Here is an 18,954-nt window from a genome sequence, read left to right on the forward strand (position 1 = left end):
GTTTTTGCAAAATGCAGGTGCGAAAACGTGGTTTTCCGGATGGAGAAACGTGGTGAGATCGTGGTGAAATGCTGGCTGAAACCACCACGATTTCCGGTCACGAAAAATACGCCACGTTTCAGCACTTTATTTTCCCCCCTCCAGCCGGGAGTCAGATCTCCCGAGATCCGGTTCTATTTGAATCGTGATTGACCTTCAGAGGTCCCAACGAAAGCACCACCCAGAGAGCGAAGCAGATCCTATGTCGAATCAGCACGCAGCACCCTACAACCCCAATCCGCAGCCACCGGCGCCCGAACCCAGCCACGCCGAACGCGCCCGCACCCTTTTCCACCTGGCTAGCGTAGCGACCCTTTCGACGGTCTCCCGCAAGCAGCCTGGCTTCCCCTTCGGCTCCCTGATGCCCTACGCACTCGACCCCGCAGGTCGGCCCTTGTTCCTGATCAGCACGATGGCGATGCACACCCAGAATCTGAAGGCGGACCCTCGTGCCAGCCTCTTCGTCACCCAACCACCCGCCGATGGCGACGTGCTCGGCGCTGCGCGAGCCACACTCGTTGGAAACGTCCTTCAAATCACCGACGACGAGAAGCCCGAGGCTCGCGAACTTTATCTGAAGGCCCACCCCAACAGCCACTACTGGGTGGACTTCACGGACTTCGCCTTCTTCCGTCTGGAACCGGTGGATGTCTACTATGTGGGCGGGTTCGGCGTCATGGGCTGGGTTACTGCCCCGGAGTACGCCTCAGCCTCTCCTGACCCCCTTGCAGAGGCAGCGCAGGGCATTCTTGACCACATGAATGCCGACCACGGCGATGCCCTCATCCTGCTCACGAAGGCCCACGCAAACCTCGAAGCCGAGTCCGCAACCATGACCTCGGTCGACCGTCTGGGCTTCCATGTACGTGCCGTTACTTCGGCGGGGATCAAGGGCGCCCGCATCGTCTTCTCCCGCGAGGCGACCACGCCCGGTGACACCCGTTCCGTTTTGGTCGAGATGGTCAAACATGCCCGCCAGAACGAGGCACTCCCCACAAATGCCTATTGACTCCTATCCCCTTTGCCTTTATCTTTAATGAGTGGCAAGACTCCCTTCGGGTTGAGTCAGTCATAACGAAGTCCACCCACTTCGTTGCTTTACTGGAATACCCACGCAACAGCCCCCACCGCGCTGCGTGGGTTTCCTTTTTAACCATGAACTATATGGGATCATCTCCCTCGGCGCGTTTTTTGAAATCCTCGAAGAGTGACCGTCACACCGTAAACTAATCGGAGCGATGCCCCTTGAATCTCCCAACACCGCCCCTGAAGCCTCGATTCCGGCAAGTTCCAACGGCTTCGCACCGCTGAAGATTCCTCTGTTTCGTGACCGATGGATTGCCAGCACAATCTCATCTGTAGGGACGTGGATGCAGGACACTGCAGGCACATGGCTGATGACATCCCTGACCGCGTCGCCTCTGCTGATTGCATTGATGCAGACCGCGGCCAGTCTGCCGGTGTTGCTGCTGGGGCTGCTGGCGGGGGCAACGGCGGACATCTTCGACAGGCGCAAGCTGCTGATCTTCTGGCAGGCCTGGATGCTCGGCTCGGTGGGCATTCTTGCGATCCTTACTTTCATAGGCCACATCTCGCCGTGGGCTCTGCTCGCCTTTACGTTCCTGCTCAACATCGGTTCAGCGATGAACAACCCAGCCTGGCAGGCGATTGTGCCGGAGCTGGTGCCTCGCGAACTGATTCCGGATACGGTATCGCTCAATGCCGCGAGCAACAACCTGGCCCGTGCGGTGGGCCCAGCGCTCGGCGGATTGATGGTTGCCGGCTTCCAGAGGGTTTACACAGGGGCCGGCTCCGTGTTCGCGCTTAATGCACTCTCGTTCGCAGGCGTGATCTGGGTGCTGGTGAACTGGAAGAGGATTCCCCTGTTCAAGTCTGCGCTGCCGTCGGAGCGCATCGCTGGTTCGATCCGCTCGGGGCTGCGCTATGTGCGATACGCGCCGGACCTGCAGTCGTCGCTGGTGCGCGCGTTCATCTACACGTTCTTCATCTCTGCGATCTGGTCGCTGCTGGCCGTCGTCGCAAAGCGTGATCTGAAACAGGGTCCACTGGGTTATGGAATTTTGAACGGCTCGCTGGGGTTGGGAGCAGTGATCGCGGCTACTACGCTTCATCGCATTCGGCAGCGATTTTCCGCGGATCAGATTCTGGCGACTTCGACGCTCTACAACGTCGTTGTACTGCTGGTCCTGGCGTTCGTGCGCAGCCCCTCGATACTGATCGCGACGCTTGTCTTATCTGGCGCGGCCTGGACCAGCACGATGTCGACGATCAACGTTTCGGTTCAGCTTTCGGTGCCGGCGTGGGTACAGGCTCGCGCGCTGGGCACCTACATGACGACCTTTCAGGGAGGCATGGCGTTCGGCGCGATTCTGTGGGGGTACATCGCGGAACACACATCGACGACGATCTCGCTGACCACAGCGGCGTGTGGTTTGCTGATCACCTTCCCATTCGCGAGACGGTTTCATATCCTGCAGGGTCCGCTTCCTGACCACACGCCGTATCAATGGAAGCATCCTGCGCCACAGCTTGCACTCGATACGGAGCCTACAGACGGTCCTGTCCGAATTTCGATTGAGTACTGCGTGCCGATCGAAAACTATGCGGAGTTCACCTCTGCGATCCATCAGCTTCGAGGCGTGCGGCTGCGGGATGGCGCGATGCGATGGGGCATCTACCGCGACGCCATCGATCCGAAACATCTGAACGAGACCTTCGTGATGGAGTCGTGGCTGGATTACCTGCGTTCGCGCGAAAGGATTACTGCGGCTGATGAGACGATTCGCGCTCGCGTGCGTGCGTTACATCAGCATGAAGATCCGCCGAAGACGACGTACCAGATCTATGCGCGAGAGGTTGCGAATCCGATACCGTCGCACTCTGTTGCGAGCACTATTGAAACGAAGCCGTAATACTGGATCGAACTGTTTTCTTTCGTTCCTGCAGCTTTTTGCGGTTGTTGGGGAAATGGAAGACGGAGTCAATAAAAGTCCAGCCCGCAAATCTTTGAAAATAATGGTGTGGCGAGTTGCGAGGCTTCCGGAAGAGGAGGAAATACGTTTGGCCGCCGGCGTGCTCCTTACTCGGGCAGGCCCCTTCTCTGAAAAACTTTTCCGAGGTCTTGCCATGAGGTTAACGCTACGTGTGTTTTGCGCTACATCCTCGTTGGTTGTCGCGCTATTTTCTGCCAAACTCGCTTCTGCCGACACCATCCCTAACCCGTTTATCGAGATGAGGAACAACGCATCGACAATGCCGCAGATGGGAAGCGGCTCGATGATGACTTACTCCGTACCAAACGGCTCCGCGATCTATAACAGTTCCAATGGATACCTTGAAGCGGAAGATTCATTCATTCCGCTCTTTGATGGAGACTACGATGATGCAGTCGTTTTCAGGAAGGCTGCCTTTCCTGATATCCCGGAGACTCGCAACTTTGTATTGCTGGGGAGCGGGCTGCTGACAGCTGCGGGCTTTATTCGCCGCAGAAAGGTTGCGGTACACGTCGCCGAATAAACTTTCGTTGCCATGGACGACGACGGGCACAGCCGAAACCAAGGCTGTGCCCGCGGATTTTGCAGCGTTGATTAGACGGCCGCGCCGAGTGCCAGGTCGATCAGGGTTTTTTCTTCGATCTCGTGAGCCTTGGCGGAACCGGTTGCTGGCGTTGCACTGGCACTCCGTTTGACGCTGAGTACAGCGCGGTCGCCGGACATGCGCCGCAGCAACGGCATCACGTAGGAGAATGCTCCCATGTTGGCTGGCTCTTCCTGGACCCAGATGATCTCTTGTGCGTCCGGGTGCTGGTCGAGAGCAGCCTGCAGTTCCTGCTCGGGCCAGGGGTACATCTGCTCGAGGAAGATGATGCCGACGCTGAAGTCCTTGCGTTTCTCGCGCTCGACGCGGAGGTTGTGGCCGATCTTTCCGCTGCAGACGAGTAGGCGGCGCGGATTTTTTACGTCGTTGTCGGGCAGTACGTTCTGGAAGTGCTCGATGGCGAAGTCGGCGAGGGTTGAAGAAGCGTCGGGGTGGCGAAGCATGCTCTTCGGGGTGAAGACGACGAGCGGCTTGCGCCATGGCCTGAGAGCCTGTCGGCGCAGGAGATGGAAGTACTGCGCTGCATTCGAGGGCTGACAGATCTGGATGTTGTCGTTCGCGGCGAGCTGCAGGTAACGCTCGATACGAGCGCTGGAATGCTCGGGCCCCTGGCCTTCGTAGCCGTGAGGAAGAAGCAGGACTATGCCGGAGAGGAGACCCCACTTCGCTTCACTGGCGGCGATGAACTGATCCATGATGATCTGCGCGCCGTTGGCGAAGTCGCCGAACTGCGCTTCCCACAGGACGAGGGTCTCGGGATAGTCGCGGGAGAAGCCGTACTCGAAGCCGAGGACCGCGGCTTCGGAGAGGAGCGAGTTGTAGACCTCGAACTTGCCCTGCGTTTCGTTTAGATGAGCGAGGGGAATGTAGCGGACTTCGGTTTCAGTATCGACCATGACGGCGTGGCGCTGATTGAAGGTTCCGCGCTGCGAATCCTGTCCGCTTAGACGCACGGGGACTCCGGCTTCCAGTAGCGAGGCGAAGGCTACGAGCTCGGCCATACCGTAGTCGAAGAGCCGCGAGCCTGCGCCCATCTCCTGACGCTGCTCGAAGAGTTTCTTCACCTTGGGATGGATATGGAATCCGCTTGGGTATGAGGTCAGCGAGGTGACCAGCTGGTTGATGCGCTCGGCAGGCAGGCCGGTGGGAACGTTATACTCGGGCTCGCATTCGCCACCTTTGTAGGGGTCCCAATAGGCGGGTAGCTGGGCTAGCTGCGGCTTATGATCGGCATGGGTCGCGGTCTTTTGATCGTCGAGGAGCTCTTGCTGGACCTTCTGCACTTCGGCGGTGGGGTCGATGCCGATCTGCTTTGCATAGAGCTGGTAGAGCGCGGGGCGATCCTTGATGATGGCGTAACGGCGGGGCTGCGTGACGGTGGGATCGTCGACTTCACTGTGTCCGTGTTTGCGATAGCCTACGAGATCGACCACGATGTCAGAGTGGAAGCGATTGCGATACTCGGCAGCGATTGCGGCGACTCGCACGACGGCATCCGGATCTTCGGCGTTGACATGGAAGATCGGAATGGGGAGACGCTTCGCGATGTCGGTGGCAAAGCGCGAGGAGTTCGACTCTTCGGGGACAGCTGTGAATCCGAGGAGATTGTTGACGATGACGTGGATGGTGCCGCCGACGTTGTATCCGTGCAGCGTGGCCATGTTCAGCGTCTCGGCGAGAATGCCTTGTCCTGCAAATGCTGCGTCTCCGTGGATGATCAGCGGCAGAACCTGATCGTTGCCATCTTTACCGATGCGCTCCTGCTTGGCTCGGGTGCGTCCCAGGACTACGGGGTCGACTGCTTCGAGATGGCTTGGGTTCGAGGCGAGATGGAGCGAGATGGTTTTTCCGTCGGGCGAGTGGTATTCGCCGGTTGCGCCGACGTGATACTTCACATCGCCGCCACCCATGGTGCTGCGGGGATCGACGTCTTCGAATTTTGTGAAGATCTCTGAAGGAGACCGACCGATGGTGTTGGTCATGACGTTGAGGCGGCCGCGGTGGCTCATTGCGATCATGGCCGTGGCGACGCCGGTTCCCGCACTGACTGCGAAGACGCGATCGAGGAACGGGATCAGCGCTGTGATTCCTTCGAGGGAGAATCGCTTGGTGCCGAGGTAACGCGACTGAATGACCTGCTCGAAGAGGTCGGCGCGAATGAGTTGCGTGAGGATCAATGCTTGATCAGGCTTGGGAGCAACTTGTTCGATGCGCTCCTGCAGCCACTGACGTTGTTCGTTGCTGGGGATGTGCATGAACTCCGCGGCGATGGTTCCGCAGTAGTAGCTGCGCGCTTCTTTCGCAATATCGCCTTCTGGTGCGGGAGTTGGAAATGGCTCGGGAGGAAGGTACTGACCGAGAGGGTCAAGTGATGCCTGGAGGTAGCCCCAGCGGCGGAAGATATCGAAGATTGTCTCTCGTTCGTGTTGTTCAACTGCGGGTGTTGTTGCAGTCAGTGCCTCTGCCTTCGTGGCCATTGCTTCCTCACTTCAGATCTATTCGCGAGCGGTGCGCGTCCTCTATCTATGCTAGACCTTTCGGAGGTCGGGTGCACGCTCTCGAGCGGCCCGCGAGAGGCTATGACCATAAAGTTGCACCCTCTGAGATCAGCGAGCCAAAGGACAGAGAGCCCAGAGATGTTGTAAGCCGTTTTTTCCCAGCGGGTTAGAGGTGGGATTTCGACTATGGAACATAGTCTCGGAGGAGCGGAGTCTCGATTTGCCGCTTATAGTGGGAACTTATGGTGGTCGAGGCTCGCAGGTTTCTGGTTTTGCTCCTAGTGGTGGGTTCGATGGGTTTGTCCGAAGCGATTGCTCTGACCCTTCCGGGCCAGGCAAACACAGTTGCGCCGCCCTCGGCTCAGGAGCCTGCACAAAGTGTCGCTCCTTCTGCTCCTATCACCCCTTCTGCTCCTACTACCTCTGCTCCGGCAAAGGAGGACGGGAAGGCTGCGGAACGATCGCTGCCGGATATTGCTGCTCTCATGAACGACGTAGAGACGAATCAGAGAGCCGCAGAGGCGATCGAGAAGGACTATTTGTATCGGTCGCTGGTGACGGAACAACGACTGGATTCGCGTGGCGGACTAAAGAAGACCGAGACAATGGAGTATGAGGTCTTTTGGGCGAATGGAGTGCCGGTGGGCCGGCTGGTAAAGAAGGATGGGCGAGAGCTAAGCCCGGACGAACAGAAGAAAGAGAATGAACGGATTGATAAGGACTCCGAGAAGGCCAAGGAGAGACGACAGAAGGCCGATAAGGAGGGGAAGGAGTCCGATGCGCGCGGGCACGATTTGATGACGGCCTCGCGAGCGCTGGAGTTGGGAAGCTTTACCAGTCCGCGACGAGTGCAGTTGAATGGCAGGGACACGATTGTGGCGGACTATGCAGGCGATCCGAAGGCCAAGACACGAACCAGATTCGAGGAGGTGGTTCGAGACATGATGGGCACGGTGTGGGTCGATGAACAGGACCGCGTGCTGGTAAAGGCCGAAGGACACTTTGTGAATAACTTCAAGATCGGTGGCGGGCTGGTGGCGAATATTCAGAAGGGGACAAACTTCTCAATGGAGCAGAGAAAGGTTAATGGCGAGGTATGGTTGCCGGCGAGATTCGAAGGCCAGGGGTCTGCTCGAGCCTTGCTGTTTTTGGGCTTCAACGGACACATTGAAGCGGTCGAATCGGACTATCGGAAGTTCAAGGCAACTTCGACGATAGTACCGGTGGAGAGTTCCGTTGAGCCGGAGGCGATACCGAAGTGATCGTCAGGCGTGAGCGGAGACTACACCAGCTCTCCGGGGGAAGATGATGGATGGTTTGCGGCAAAACATAGCGAAAAACGCGCAAAGGGATAGCCGAGGCCATCCCTTTCGCAAAACTTGGTTGTCGCTGTAGTCGTAGTGCTAAAGACTAGAGAGGCTGAACGTCAGACGCCTGCCAACCCTTAGGTCCCTTTACCACGTTGAACTGTACAGCCTGGCCCTCTTGAAGGCTCTTGAAACCGTTCGAATTGATCGCCGAGTAGTGTACGAATACGTCCTCGCCGTTCTGACGGCTGATAAAGCCAAACCCCTTGGCATCGTTAAACCACTTCACTGTTCCCTGTTCCATGTTCGCTATTTCCTTATTGCTATTGAATTTGCCGCTAGATCCAAATCGGGGTTCGTACAGTACGAGCTTTGCAGAAATCCAATCTGTTTCAAACGATGTGTGAAGGTTAGCACAGTTGCCAAGTTTTTTTTACTTATTCTCCTAAATAGTTATGGTTGCACTATTTATGGTGCAAAAAATGTGAATATTTCGGCTTGTTAGAGGATATCGGGGTTGGATGGATTCGACAAACGTGCATCGACAATGTTAGATATCACGCAGCGTTACGCTTTGAGGTGAGTTCGGACGATCTCCTCGGCCTGATTCAAGACCTCGTCAAGGGTCATAGAGGTCGAGTCCAGGATCACTGCATCGGCGGCGGCCCTAAGGGGGGATTCGGCCCTATTGCGATCACGGTAGTCGCGGTCTTTCAGCTCGCGGAGGACGGCTTCTTCGGAGAGGCGCTGCTGCTCTGCCGTGACGGGATCGGGAGCTTGGCGCGCGGAGTTCTGCCTGACAGTAGGTCCAACGGAATCGGACCCGGGCGCGGCCTGGCGATAACGGCGGCTGCCCCGAACCTCGGGGGCCGCGTCGAGGAAGATTTTGACTTCAGCGTCCGGAAAGACAGCCGTGCCGATGTCGCGGCCTTCCATGACGACCCCACCAGCTTCTCCTAGCGCACGCTGCTGCTGGACCATCCAGGCGCGAAGTTGAGGGTGGACAGAGATTTTGGAGGCGGCGTTGGTGACGTCGGTTTCGCGAATGCGGCGGGAGACGTCCATGCCGTCGAGCAGGACACGGTTGCCTTCGAGTTGGGGCTCTAGGGTGATGCGGGTGTGGGCGGCGAGTTCCATGAGTGGCGCTTCTTCATCGAAGTCGTAGTCGTTCTCGATGGCTTTGAGGGCGAGAGCGCGGTACATGGCGCCGGTCTCAAGGTTGAGGAATCCGAAGCGGCGGGCGAGATGGGCGGCTAGGGTGCTTTTTCCGGCGCCAGCAGGCCCGTCGATGGCGATGACGGGACGCTGGCGCTTTTTGGTTTCAGGCTGCGTTGCGGGTGCGGAGTCCTCGTGCGGCTGCGTCATCCGGCTTACTCCCCTTCCTCACGTTTGAATTTGCGGGCGGGAGGCCTGTTGCCGAAGGGCTTGTTGTTGCCCTTGAACTTGTCGAACGTGCTGGCGGGTTTGCCGGCTCCGGTGGTGGCGGATTTGCTGTACGGTTTCTTGCCGGCGAAGCTGCCAGTAGTTGATTTGCCGGCGAAGCCGCCGCTGGATTTGCTGTACGGCTTTTTTGCGCCAAAGCTGCTGGCGGTTTTGCTGTACGGCTTTTTCTCGCCGAAGCTGCCGCTGGATTTGCCTTCGAAGGCGCCCTTGGGACGTGGGGTGCGAGGCGCGTCGAACTTGCGGAAGGGGGGACCGTCGGGACGTGCTGCACGGCCCTCTGTGCGGCGGGGTCGGTCTTCGGAGTCGCGAGAGAAGTTTTTGCGTGGGGCGAAGCCGTTGGTGCGGTCGCCGCCGTCGTAGCTGCGTTGCGGGCGAGCAGAGAAGCTGCCCGGTTTACGGGGTCCACCGAAGCTGGGCTTGGCTGACCTGTCGCCGAAGGTTCGACGGGCAGGGCGGCTTTCTCCAGCGTCTGCGTCGGGACGAGGTGCAAAGTCGCGGCGTGGGGGGCGAGAGTCGCCGTAGTCGCGGCGGGGCGGACGGGAGTTGCTGCTGTCGCGCCCGAAGCTTGGCTTGCCTGCGAAGCCTTCACGCTTGCGCCCGAAGGTGCCTGACTTGGAGAAGGTCTTGCGCGGACGGTCGCTGTCTCCTACTGGGGCATCGGTGTGTGGGCGCGGTGTGTATTCACGGCGCGGCGGGCGACTGTCGCCAGAGTCTTCACTGCGGCGGAAGCTGGAGCGGTCCCCCCCGACAGAGGGACGATCGGTGCCAAAGCGGGCCTTGCTGCCGAACGCCGGCTTGTTGCCAAAGCTTGGGCGGCTGCCGAAGGACGGCTTCGATCCAAAAGAGGGCTTTGAGCCGAATGGTTTCGAGCCGAAGGAGGGTCGCTTCCCCGCTCGATCGGAGCTCGGCTTGCGGTCATAAGTGCGAGGGGCGCGGGGGGCTTCGGCGCTGTCGCCTTCGTTCGAGATGTCTGAGGCGGATGCGGCTGCGAGGCGGTCGGCCTTCTCTTCTTGCCAGGGTTTGGTGAAGCTGGGGCGGTCGGGCCGGTTGGATTCGCGGGTGAAGGGCCGGCGCTCGCGCGGGGAAGGAGTGGATTCGGAGCTGCGACCAGGTTTGGTTACAAATCCTGTCCCGACCTTGCGGGGCTTGGGGATGAACTTCTTGATCCGGCCAGTTTCCTCGGAGGATTCTGCGTTGTCGCCTTCGGTAGTGACGACAATAGAGTCGATGTCGTCGGGTGCGGGAGCTGCGATTGCGAGGAAGGTGGGGAGTTCGCCGGCGACGTGGAGGACTGTGCGGCCCTCTACGGCGATGGTCTCCAGCTGGCGCGCGGAGATGAGCGCGTGGATAACGTCGCGGATGCGCGAGCGGGCTGCGATAGGCGAGAGGAAGGTCTCGATGTCTTCTTCAGAGGCGACGATGGCCTGGCCCAGATAGAGAGAGATGAGGGCCGAGAGGGCCGAGGGTTGTCCTGCGTTGGCACCGGCTTTAATCTGCTTGGTGAATCGGGCGGTCGTGAGCTCCCAGAGGGTGGCGGCTCCGTCAGGCTGGGGAACGGGGATGACGCGGAGGTGCTGCCAGAGCTCGGTGAGCGAGCGGAGGACGGCGGTCTCGGTGACCTCTTTGCCAAGCTGAGTGGTGAGATCATAGGAGCTCATGCCGGTGGAGTGGTTTTTCGCGCGTTCCGCGAGAAGGGTGTATGCGTTGAGGGCGAGGGGGGAGACCTTGGTGGCGCCGCTGGTGGCGGGTGGCTGCTTCCAAGCTTTGTCGCCCCGCAGGGTGAAGATGTAGGGGAAGGCGAGCGGAGAGACGATGAAGTCTGGCGTTTCGCTGCCGGTGCCGTTGGGGGAACCAAGTAGATTGAGGGGAATCGCACCGCCGTCGAGGACGAGACGGGAGAGGAGGCTGCGGGACTGGTCGGTGTCGGCAAGAGTAGGAGCGGCGTTGGCGGTCCCGAGGATGGCTTCGACGAACGAGGGCGCGGGCGCGGGAAGCTGAGCTGCGCGAGGTGTGAAGAAGACCAGGCCTGTGGTGTTGAGCCAATCGCGGAGCATGTTGATGGTGAGGATGGGATCGGCGTTGTGATGCCAATGCGCGAGGCGGGCGGCGGCGAGCTGGTCAGCCGTGGGAGTGCTTAGGTTACTCAAGGTGTTGCCTTCCTGCTGGGCGATGATCCGCACTCCAGCAATCTTCGGCCTGGGCCGAAGGACGGTCTTCGATTCAAAAGGAGCGGCGCGCGACTAAAGTTCGGTCAAGTGTCTGCTGCGCGTTATTACAAGAATACCGCAAAGTTGGACGGTTTGCCGGATAGAGCCCTCTAAGAAGTAGCTCTCCGTTTGACGTTCAAGGGAGGTCATCATCGATTCTTTTGAATTTGTGCTTGTTTGCGAGAATTGTTAGCAAGGGTTAGGCGTGCAGATGCACGCCTCCGAGAGCTTCGTTGAAGGAATCAGGCGGATCGCACGCGGCGGCGGATAAGTTCAGAGAGCCCCGCGATGCCGGTTGCGAGCAGGGCCAGGGTTGAGGGCTCAGGAACGGACGAGCTGTCGGGGGTGACCACGGTGGAGGTCGTGTAGTCTTCGCTCGCGGCGGTCAGTATCAAGGTTCCGCCGGAGGTAGAGGCGCTGAGAGGGCAATCGCTCGCAGGAAAGTCCGACAGACAGTTCTGGAGATTGAGATCTGTTGTATCAAGCGGAAAGGTGAGATGGCCATTGGGGTCACCGCCGTCGGCTATCGAGACATGTGTCAGGGGACCGCCCGGGTAGAAGATGTCTATGAAATTGTCGCCGCTGTTCGCGAGGAAGATCCCGAGACCGGCCACGGTGAGGGTCGTTACCAGAGTAGTGGTTGTTTCAGGGTCAGTGAAGGTGGAGAGTATGTACTCGCCTGGACCCAGAGAACCAAGGCAACTGTTCGCAGCGACGCAGGCCAAGAGTTGCTGACTCGCAAATGTGCCGGTGAAGGTTACAAGCTCGTTGGTGAAGATTGACTTCCGAGGGTGCCGCTAGCCAGCTCCGAGATGGAGACGCTGATGGTGTCTGCTTTTGCAAGGTTTGCGCCTAGTAGAAAGGCGGAAGCGAGGACCAGAAACGAACGGAACGAAGAACGCATAAGACCTCCGAGGATGCGTACTGTCTTCCAACTGCAAAATCTGTTTGTCGATCTAACTGCTATAGCACCGTAGCTTACCCGGTTTGGAAAGGAGGCGGAAGTGGTAAACGAGCAATTCTTGCGATTTTTTATTTGCAACAAGAGCGCCGGAGAGTAAGCTGCGCCATCTTTGCTGAAGAAGCGCGCCCTCGACTTGTCCCCGGTAGAAGCTACAAAGTGGGTCAATTGAAGTTTTACGGGATAGGCTGGCCCGCAGCAGTCATCTGTTGGAGCTGCTGACGGTCATAAGTTTTGACGCCATCGGGAAGTGGTGCGTAGTTGAGCGTGGCCGCCGCGGCCTGTCCGTCGGTAATGACGTACTGGATGAAGTTTCGAAGGGCCGTTCGTTTGGCGACATCTGGGCCGTCCTTCGGGATGATGAGGAAGGTGAGGGTCGAAATCGGGTTAGGCGTCTGGCGCGGAGACTGGGGCGTTCACAATCGGAGTGCGTGGATCTTTTGAGAGTTGATCGGTGAAGGCTGCGATAGCGGCGGTGGTACTGGACGTATCCGGCAGGATGTACTTGCCGGCGAGATTCTTAACCGAGGCGACGGGTAGTTTGTTCTGCTGCGCGAAAGTCAGTTCGACATATCCGATGGCTCCAGGAGTTTGACGGACCTGCCCAGTGACTCCCTCACTTCCCTTTCCACCCATGCCAACGGGCCAGTCGACGGAGTTGCCCTTGCCAACCTTCTGCTGCCACTCTGGACTGACGGACGAGAGATAGGTGGTGAAAGCATTCGTGGTGCCGCTGCCATCGGTGCGGTGGGCGACGAGAATCTTCATGTTGGGCAGAGCAACACCTGGGTTGTCTTTTACCAGGATCGGGTCATGCCATGAGGTGATCTTGCCGAGGAAGATCCCCGCGACGGCATCGGGAGAGAGCTGGATCGGCTTGCTGAGGCCGGGTAGCGAGTAGGTGATGCAAACCGGGCCTGCAGATTCGGGGATCTGGATTACAGGTTTCATGCCACTGAGTTGATCATCATTGAGCGCGGCATCGGAGGCTCCGAAGTCTACTGTGCCGTTTTTGACCTGCTGAACGCCACCCCCAGAGCCGATGGATTGATAGTTGATGCGCACACTGGAGTGTGCGTTGGAGAAGGCCGAAGTCCATTGGGACATTACTGGATAGACGAAGGTGCTTCCGGCGCCATTTAGATTGACACTCTGAGCTTCGCTGCCACCAGAGCTTGATTTGCAGCCCACTAGGGAGACAAAAAAAAGGGTGGACGCAAAACAAAGAACATGGGCTGCTCGGAGAGGGACGCGGAAGCTATCGATAGATTTGCGCAAAGTCTTCTCCCGTGAAGCGAAGATTTATCTTAGTTTTGTTGCACGACCACGGAGTGTTGGTTGCCGCCCAAACGACATATTCGCAGAGTCTTCACAGAGCTAGATGCGCTGGAAGGCCTTCGCAATGTCCTTATAGGAGTAGCGCAGAGCGATGGGCCGGCCGTGAGGACAAGCCGTGGGATGCTCGGTTTTTCCGAGTGACTCGAGCAGCCACTCGATCTTCGAGTGTTCAAGTGGCTGGTTGATCTTGATCGCAGCGTGGCAGGCGATAGAAGCCGCGATGCGGCGACGGCGGGCTTCCGAGTTCTCGGTTTGGCGATTGCGGTCGGGGACGGCCAGGATCTCTTCAAGCAGGTGTTCAAGCTCGAGGCCCTCGAGACCCACCGGTGCAGCTTTGACCGCCAGAGTGCGGGGGCCGAAGGGTTCTACTTCGAAGCCGTTGCGCTCCAACTCTTCGGCGATCTCGGCGAAGGTGATCATCTGCGCGGGGAGGAGGTCGATGAGCAGAGGCATGAGCAGACGCTGTCGCTGGATCTGTTCGGTGTCGCGATCGCGCAGAACTTTTTCGAATAGGATGCGCTCATGAGCCACGTGCTGATCGATGATCCAGAGGCCCTCTTCGTTGGTGGCGAGGATAAATGAGTCACGAAGCTGACCAAGCGGCTTGAGGGTGGAGAGGGCGGTGAGGGTGTCGGCTTGCTGCGGCGAGGCGGGGTCATATCCAGGCTCAGTTTCGATGGACTCGTAGCCCACGGGAATCGAATGTCCGGCGAAGGCGAAGCGGCCCGGAGACGGGGGCACGATCGGGGCAGCAAGTTGGAAGTTGGGAGACTTTACTGTCTCGGTCGAAGTTGGAACATCCCATTGCGCGGCTTCGGAGCCATTCGAAAAATAACGAGCACCTTCTTCTTCGACAGTCAGACGAGTAAGTGGATGGCCTTCGAATGTCGACGGTTGAAAGGTGGGGCCGAAGACTGGCTGGGGTATGGCGTTGCTGCCGTCTGGAGGGCCGGGGAGCGGGCTTACGTCGATGAGCAGAGCGCTTGAAACACCGTGCGGACCATTCTGAAGAGCGGTGGCGAAGCTGGCTGCGGGACGGGCCTGGATGAGCGTGGTGCGAATGGTGTCGCGAACGAAGTCGTGCACGAAGCTTGGCTGGCGGAAACGGACCTCGGTCTTGGCTGGATGAACGTTTACATCGACCTCTTGCGGCGGCATCTCGAGGTATAGGAGGACGACGGGGTAGGAGGTCGGAGGTAGGATGTTGCGGTAGGCCTCGGAGAGTGCGTGGAGGATAAGCTTGTCGCGGATGAGACGCTGATTGACGAAGACATAGATGGAGTTGCGATTGAGCTTTTGCAGTTCGGGCTTGGAGACGAAGCCAGTCAGGCGCAGGTAACCGGGGTCGGGTGCAACGTAGTCCTCATCGCGCTTCCATGGTGGGGGCTCGGGAAGGCCGGCGCGAGTGAAGTCAAGTTCGGCGGTGGTTGGGAGCATGTAGTGACTGGTGTCTTTGCCGAAGATCTGGAAGAGGCGGTCGGCGGCGTTGGCAACGGCGGGGGCGACAAGAAGAGCCTGCGTGGAGGAGTGAAGTTCGAAGTGTTTTGCGGGGTGGACGAGGGCATAGTGGGTGACGAGGGCGGCGATATGGGAGAGCTCGGTCTGCTCGGACTTGAGGAATTTGCGGCGAGCGGGGGTGTTGAAGAATAGATCGCGAAGGGTGATGGTGGTCCCAACTGGGAGACCGGCGTCTTCGACGCGGAGGATGTTGCCGCCGGCGATCTCTACGACGGTGCCTGAGGCCTCTTCGGCAACGCGGGTTTCCATTTTCAGGCGAGAGACACTGGCGATCGAAGGCAGGGCCTCGCCGCGAAAGCCTAAGGTTGCGATGGAGAGGAGGTCATCGGCACTGCGGAGCTTGGAGGTGGCGTGGCGCTCAAAGGCGAGGAGGGCGTCGTCGCGTACCATGCCGTGACCATTGTCGGTGATGCGGATCAACTTGCGCCCGCCGGCCTCGACCTCAATTCGGATGCGGGTGGCGTGGGCGTCAAGGGAGTTTTCGAGGAGTTCTTTGACGACGGATGCGGGTCGTTCGACAACTTCGCCGGCAGCGATCTGGTTCGCCACGAGGTCGGAGAGGATATGGATGCGGCCCATGAGATCGATTGTAGGGGATGGGTGCGCCTGCTGATTCACTCGGCCACAGCGGCAATTCGGCTGTAGAAGCGAACGCTTTCAGCTCATTGTGGGAAATAGATTCGCAGCTGTTGTCCAAATGGGTAAATGAATACCACTTTCACATGCATTTGATTGCACTTTTTGGGGCAAAATACCACGCCGATGAGGGTTGGAAAGCGATTATGAACGAGTTTTCGCGTCTCGTGATTGGCCATCAGAATGCAAGTACACGTTGCAAGTACTCGTCCTGCGACCTTTAGGAGCGTTATGAAACATAGAACACTGGGACTCTGCATTCTGGCCTTGGTTACTCTCGCCACCACTTCTGCCGCGTTCGCCGATACCTTCGATTTCAGTTTTTCGGGCCCTCTCTTCTCTGGCTCCGGTACGTTTACCGCGACAGAAAGAGGCGCTTCAGATATCTATGACATTACGGGCGTTACGGGCACCGTCAAAGATTGGGCAGGATCTTCGAAGATCACTTCTCTGCAAGGGTTCGGTGACAACAAACTTACCTACCCGGGAGTTGTCCCTGGATTCTTTTTGCCAACCAGCTTTTTTGATTCCAAAGGTTTGTCGTTCGGCCTCGCCGATGGAGACGTTATCGATCTGAGCGCTACCTGGGGTATTGAGACAGCAACGATAGGAGGGCCGAAGGGACTGAGCCTTCCCGAATCCGACACTGTAGACGTAAGCAAGAATTCGCCGGTTCCCGAGCCCAGCAGCCTTGCGCTCTTTGGCACGGGTATCTTCGGTATCGCCGGTGCGATGCGCCTCAAATTACGCTTTGGTTGATTCACTGCATTGCATCATGAGTCACGGAAGAGCCGCTTCGCAATATGAAGCGGCTCTTCTTTTTATGTAGAGGTAGGCGGCAGTCGAATGACTATCTACCGATCATCTGACTTTTTTCTTTGTTGCGGTTTTGGATTTGTGGGTTTCGGTATCTCGGTCGCCTACCATGTGGAGACGCATGAAGTTCGTCGCCCCGGATTTGGTGCGAGTCCCGGCGACGATGCCAACGATCTGACGCTGATGAACATGGCCCTGTGTTTCGAGGATCTGTTCGGCCATGTTGACGAGCTTGTCCGTATCGCGAAAGCGAGCGCAGAGGATAGGATATGTGCCCCAGAGAAGCATGCAGCGGTTGATGACCTTCTCAAAGGGCGAGAGCGCGAAGATGGGCGGGTCGGGGTGGTACTTGGAGAGGAGCCGGGCGGTCATGCCGCTCTCGGTGAAGATGGCGATAGCGGCTACGTCGAGGTCGTCGGCCGCATGCGACATACACTCGCAGATTGTCTCCGCGATGGAGAGGCGGACACTGGGGTGATGACCGAGTGCGGGACGAGGATCGAGGCGGATCTGGTGCTCTGTCTCGGTAATGATTTTGGCCATCATGGCGACGGCTTCGACGGGATACTTGCCTGCAGCGCTTTCGGCGGAGAGCATGACCGAGTCGGTGCCGTCGTAGATGGCGTTGGCGACGTCTGACGCCTCGGCGCGAGTGGGACGCGGGTTGTCGATCATCGACTCGAGCATCTGCGTGGCCGTGATCACGGGCTTGCGGAACTCAGCGGCGCGGCGAATGATGTGCTTTTGGAGAGCCGGAACCTTTTCCGGCGGAACCTCTACGCCCAGGTCGCCGCGAGCGACCATGATCGCATCAGTGATTTCGAGGATGCTATCGAGATGTTCAATCGCCTGTGGCTTTTCCAGCTTGGCAACAACCCACGCGTCGGACTTCAGAGCGGCCAGACGATTCTTCACGTGGCGTACGTCGTCGGCGGTGCGGACAAAGGAGACGGCGACGGTATCTACACCCTGAGCGATGGCGAAGATGAGGTCCTCTTCGTCCTTCTCGGTGAGCGAAGGAACGTTGACGGCGATACCCGGGAGGTTGATGCCCTTGTTTTCGCCGAGCATGCCGCCGTTGATGATCTCGCAGGTGACGTCTACTCCTTTGACCGTCTCGACACGCAGCTCGATGAGGCCGTCGGAGAGCAGGATGCGGGAGCCGGGCTCGAGGTTTTCGGCGAGCGTCTTGAAGGTGGTGCCCACCAAAGCGGCGGTGCCTTCGATCTCGCGCGGGGTGATTGTCAGGCGCTTGCCGGCGACGAGTTGCACAGGCTTATGACCTTTGAGTTTCCCAGTGCGAATCTTGGGGCCCTGCAGGTCGGCGAGGATGCAGATGGGCTTGCCCTCTTCTTTGGAGATCGTGCGGACCATGCGTATGAGCTCGGCCTTTTGTTCGTGGCTGCCATGAGAGAAGTTCAGGCGGGCGACGTCGAGTCCGGCGCGGACAAGCTGGCGGAATATCTCCGGAGTACTGGAAGCGGGGCCGAGGGTGGCGACGATCTTGGCGCGGCGACCACGTTCTATTGCGGCAAAGGGAGCAACATTGGGCATTGAGTTCAAAGATTTCTTCATGGGTCGCTTGAGGAGACTTTCTCACCATCGCGAAAGAATGATGGTATGACCAGTGAGTTTTAACTGCCGTGGCAATTCTAACCGGGGAGGAGGGTGTTTGGGGGCGCGGGGTTGGAATGAGGATGATGCGGGTGGAAAAATCGAGAGTGGAACTCTGCATTAAACTCAGCCCCGCACAGAACGCAGAGCGAGATGATATAGAGCCAGAACAGGAGCGCTATGCCGGCGCCCAGGGATCCATAGACCTGAGAGTAGTTGGCGAAGCGTGTGACATACCAGCCGAAGACGACAGTCGCAAAAAACCACATGGCGGTGGAGACGAAGGCCCCAGGGAGGGTACGCTTCCATGATTGTTGCATGGGAGTTCCCATATGGTAGATGAGGGCAGTGACGCCGATGCTGCCGATAAGCGCAACGCTCCATCGGATGACGAGAGCAAGGATAAAGACCGACGTACGGGCAGAGGGCGTGATGTGCAGGGCGACCCAGGTCGTGATGAAGTGACCGAAGACCACGAGGACGCTGGCGAGCGCGAAGGGAATCAGCGAGAGGGGGACCAGAACGAGTGCTCGGATGCGACGCTGCCAAAAAGTCCAACAGTCGAACGGGAGATCGTTAGCACGGCGCAGACCTTCCATGATGGTCGCTAGAACGCTGGAGGCGCCGCTGAGACTGACGAGCGCCGCAAGGCTCAGTGCGTGAGTGGAACGGGTCGTTTGTGGCGAAGCGACAAAATAACTTTGCAGCAGGGGGCTGACATCTGGAGGAAGGATGCGATCGAAGAAGAGAGCGAACTGGAAGCGAAAAGGAGTATTGTCCGGAACGAGGCTGATAGCGGCGGCAGCGACGATGAGGGCCGGAAACAGTGAGACCATCGCCGAGTAGGCAGTAGATTGGGCGAGGTTGAGGCTATCGTGCCTCATTGCCCGGAGCAGCGTTCCGTGGAGGATCCTGGGAAGACGAAGAAGTCTTCTCATAAGGGCACACCGAAGAGCGAA

General features: G+C 58.6%; 14 protein-coding genes. 5 read left to right on the forward strand and 9 right to left on the reverse strand.

Annotated features, from left to right (window positions below; translation table 11 throughout):
- Positions 1-241: 241 nt before the first annotated feature.
- The 3 genes from HDF12_RS16300 (at position 242) to HDF12_RS16310 (ending at position 3,576) form a co-directional block, all read left to right on the forward strand.
- Positions 242-1,048 (forward strand): HugZ family pyridoxamine 5'-phosphate oxidase, encoded by an 807-nt coding sequence (locus HDF12_RS16300; protein WP_179585049.1) that lies wholly within the window; start codon positions 242-244, stop codon positions 1,046-1,048.
- A gap of 229 nt (positions 1,049-1,277) precedes the next feature.
- The gene (locus HDF12_RS16305; protein WP_179585051.1) at positions 1,278-2,972 is read left to right on the forward strand and encodes an MFS transporter; all 1,695 of its coding nucleotides are present in this window, start codon (positions 1,278-1,280) and stop codon (positions 2,970-2,972) included.
- Positions 2,956-3,576 carry a hypothetical protein gene (locus HDF12_RS16310; RefSeq protein ID WP_179585053.1) on the forward strand — a complete coding sequence of 207 codons (621 nt, stop codon included), beginning with the start codon at positions 2,956-2,958 and terminating at the stop codon, positions 3,574-3,576. The genes HDF12_RS16305 and HDF12_RS16310 overlap by 17 nt, the downstream gene beginning before the upstream one ends.
- 71 nt (positions 3,577-3,647) lie before the next feature.
- Here the strand turns inward: HDF12_RS16310 and HDF12_RS16315 are convergent, their stop codons facing one another.
- On the reverse strand, positions 3,648-6,134 hold the full coding sequence (locus tag HDF12_RS16315; protein WP_179585055.1) for a 2-oxoglutarate dehydrogenase E1 component: 2,487 nt from the start codon (positions 6,132-6,134) through the stop codon (positions 3,648-3,650).
- A gap of 314 nt (positions 6,135-6,448) precedes the next feature.
- Here HDF12_RS16315 and HDF12_RS16320 point away from each other — a divergent pair, with 314 nt between their 5' ends.
- Positions 6,449-7,417, forward strand: coding sequence for a hypothetical protein (locus tag HDF12_RS16320; RefSeq protein WP_257025705.1), 969 nt, complete (start codon positions 6,449-6,451; stop codon positions 7,415-7,417).
- A gap of 148 nt (positions 7,418-7,565) precedes the next feature.
- On the opposite strand, the gene HDF12_RS16325 is transcribed toward HDF12_RS16320, so the two are convergent.
- From HDF12_RS16325 to mutL, 6 genes are all read right to left on the reverse strand, one after another.
- Positions 7,566-7,766 carry a cold-shock protein gene (locus HDF12_RS16325; protein WP_013581125.1) on the reverse strand — a complete coding sequence of 67 codons (201 nt, stop codon included), beginning with the start codon at positions 7,764-7,766 and terminating at the stop codon, positions 7,566-7,568.
- Positions 7,767-8,029: 263 nt separating this feature from the next.
- The gene (gene cmk / locus HDF12_RS16330; RefSeq protein WP_179585060.1) at positions 8,030-8,827 is read right to left on the reverse strand and encodes a (d)CMP kinase; all 798 of its coding nucleotides are present in this window, start codon (positions 8,825-8,827) and stop codon (positions 8,030-8,032) included.
- Between the two features lie 5 nt (positions 8,828-8,832).
- Positions 8,833-11,085 carry a hypothetical protein gene (locus tag HDF12_RS16335; RefSeq protein ID WP_179585062.1) on the reverse strand — a complete coding sequence of 751 codons (2,253 nt, stop codon included), beginning with the start codon at positions 11,083-11,085 and terminating at the stop codon, positions 8,833-8,835.
- Positions 11,086-11,354: 269 nt separating this feature from the next.
- On the reverse strand, positions 11,355-11,726 hold the full coding sequence (locus tag HDF12_RS22690; RefSeq protein ID WP_179585064.1) for a PEP-CTERM sorting domain-containing protein: 372 nt from the start codon (positions 11,724-11,726) through the stop codon (positions 11,355-11,357).
- Positions 11,727-12,460: 734 nt separating this feature from the next.
- On the reverse strand, positions 12,461-13,351 hold the full coding sequence (gene pstS, locus HDF12_RS16350) for a phosphate ABC transporter substrate-binding protein PstS (protein WP_179585068.1): 891 nt from the start codon (positions 13,349-13,351) through the stop codon (positions 12,461-12,463).
- A 99-nt stretch (positions 13,352-13,450) separates the two neighbouring features.
- Positions 13,451-15,508, reverse strand: coding sequence for a DNA mismatch repair endonuclease MutL (gene mutL / locus HDF12_RS16355; RefSeq protein WP_179585069.1), 2,058 nt, complete (start codon positions 15,506-15,508; stop codon positions 13,451-13,453).
- A gap of 288 nt (positions 15,509-15,796) precedes the next feature.
- Between mutL and HDF12_RS16360 the strand changes: the two genes are divergently transcribed.
- The gene (locus HDF12_RS16360) at positions 15,797-16,324 is read left to right on the forward strand and encodes a PEP-CTERM sorting domain-containing protein (RefSeq protein WP_179585070.1); all 528 of its coding nucleotides are present in this window, start codon (positions 15,797-15,799) and stop codon (positions 16,322-16,324) included.
- Positions 16,325-16,426: 102 nt separating this feature from the next.
- On the opposite strand, the gene pyk is transcribed toward HDF12_RS16360, so the two are convergent.
- Positions 16,427-17,956 carry a pyruvate kinase gene (gene pyk / locus HDF12_RS16365; protein WP_257025706.1) on the reverse strand — a complete coding sequence of 510 codons (1,530 nt, stop codon included), beginning with the start codon at positions 17,954-17,956 and terminating at the stop codon, positions 16,427-16,429.
- A 77-nt stretch (positions 17,957-18,033) separates the two neighbouring features.
- A complete protein-coding gene (locus HDF12_RS16370) occupies positions 18,034-18,879 on the reverse strand; it encodes a YihY/virulence factor BrkB family protein (RefSeq protein WP_246373353.1) in 846 nt (281 codons plus the stop codon).
- Positions 18,880-18,954 lie beyond the last annotated feature (75 nt).

It is taken from the genome of Tunturiibacter gelidiferens (assembly GCF_013410115.1).
Classification (GTDB): domain Bacteria; phylum Acidobacteriota; class Terriglobia; order Terriglobales; family Acidobacteriaceae; genus Edaphobacter; species Edaphobacter gelidiferens.

Bases quoted from the DNA above. Each gene is read 5' to 3' on its own strand.
- HDF12_RS16300 (WP_179585049.1), top strand. From the start codon at position 242: ATGTCGAATCAGCACGCAGCACCCTACAACCCCAATCCGCAGCCACCG.
- HDF12_RS16305 (WP_179585051.1), top strand. From the start codon at position 1,278: ATGCCCCTTGAATCTCCCAACACCGCCCCTGAAGCCTCGATTCCGGCA.
- HDF12_RS16315 (WP_179585055.1), bottom strand. From the start codon at position 6,134: ATGGCCACGAAGGCAGAGGCACTGACTGCAACAACACCCGCAGTTGAA.
- HDF12_RS16320 (WP_257025705.1), top strand. From the start codon at position 6,449: ATGGGTTTGTCCGAAGCGATTGCTCTGACCCTTCCGGGCCAGGCAAAC.
- HDF12_RS16325 (WP_013581125.1), bottom strand. From the start codon at position 7,766: ATGGAACAGGGAACAGTGAAGTGGTTTAACGATGCCAAGGGGTTTGGC.
- cmk (WP_179585060.1), bottom strand. From the start codon at position 8,827: ATGACGCAGCCGCACGAGGACTCCGCACCCGCAACGCAGCCTGAAACC.
- mutL (WP_179585069.1), bottom strand. From the start codon at position 15,508: ATGGGCCGCATCCATATCCTCTCCGACCTCGTGGCGAACCAGATCGCT.
- HDF12_RS16360 (WP_179585070.1), top strand. From the start codon at position 15,797: ATGAAACATAGAACACTGGGACTCTGCATTCTGGCCTTGGTTACTCTC.
- pyk (WP_257025706.1), bottom strand. From the start codon at position 17,956: ATGAAGAAATCTTTGAACTCAATGCCCAATGTTGCTCCCTTTGCCGCA.
- HDF12_RS16370 (WP_246373353.1), bottom strand. From the start codon at position 18,879: ATGAGGCACGATAGCCTCAACCTCGCCCAATCTACTGCCTACTCGGCG.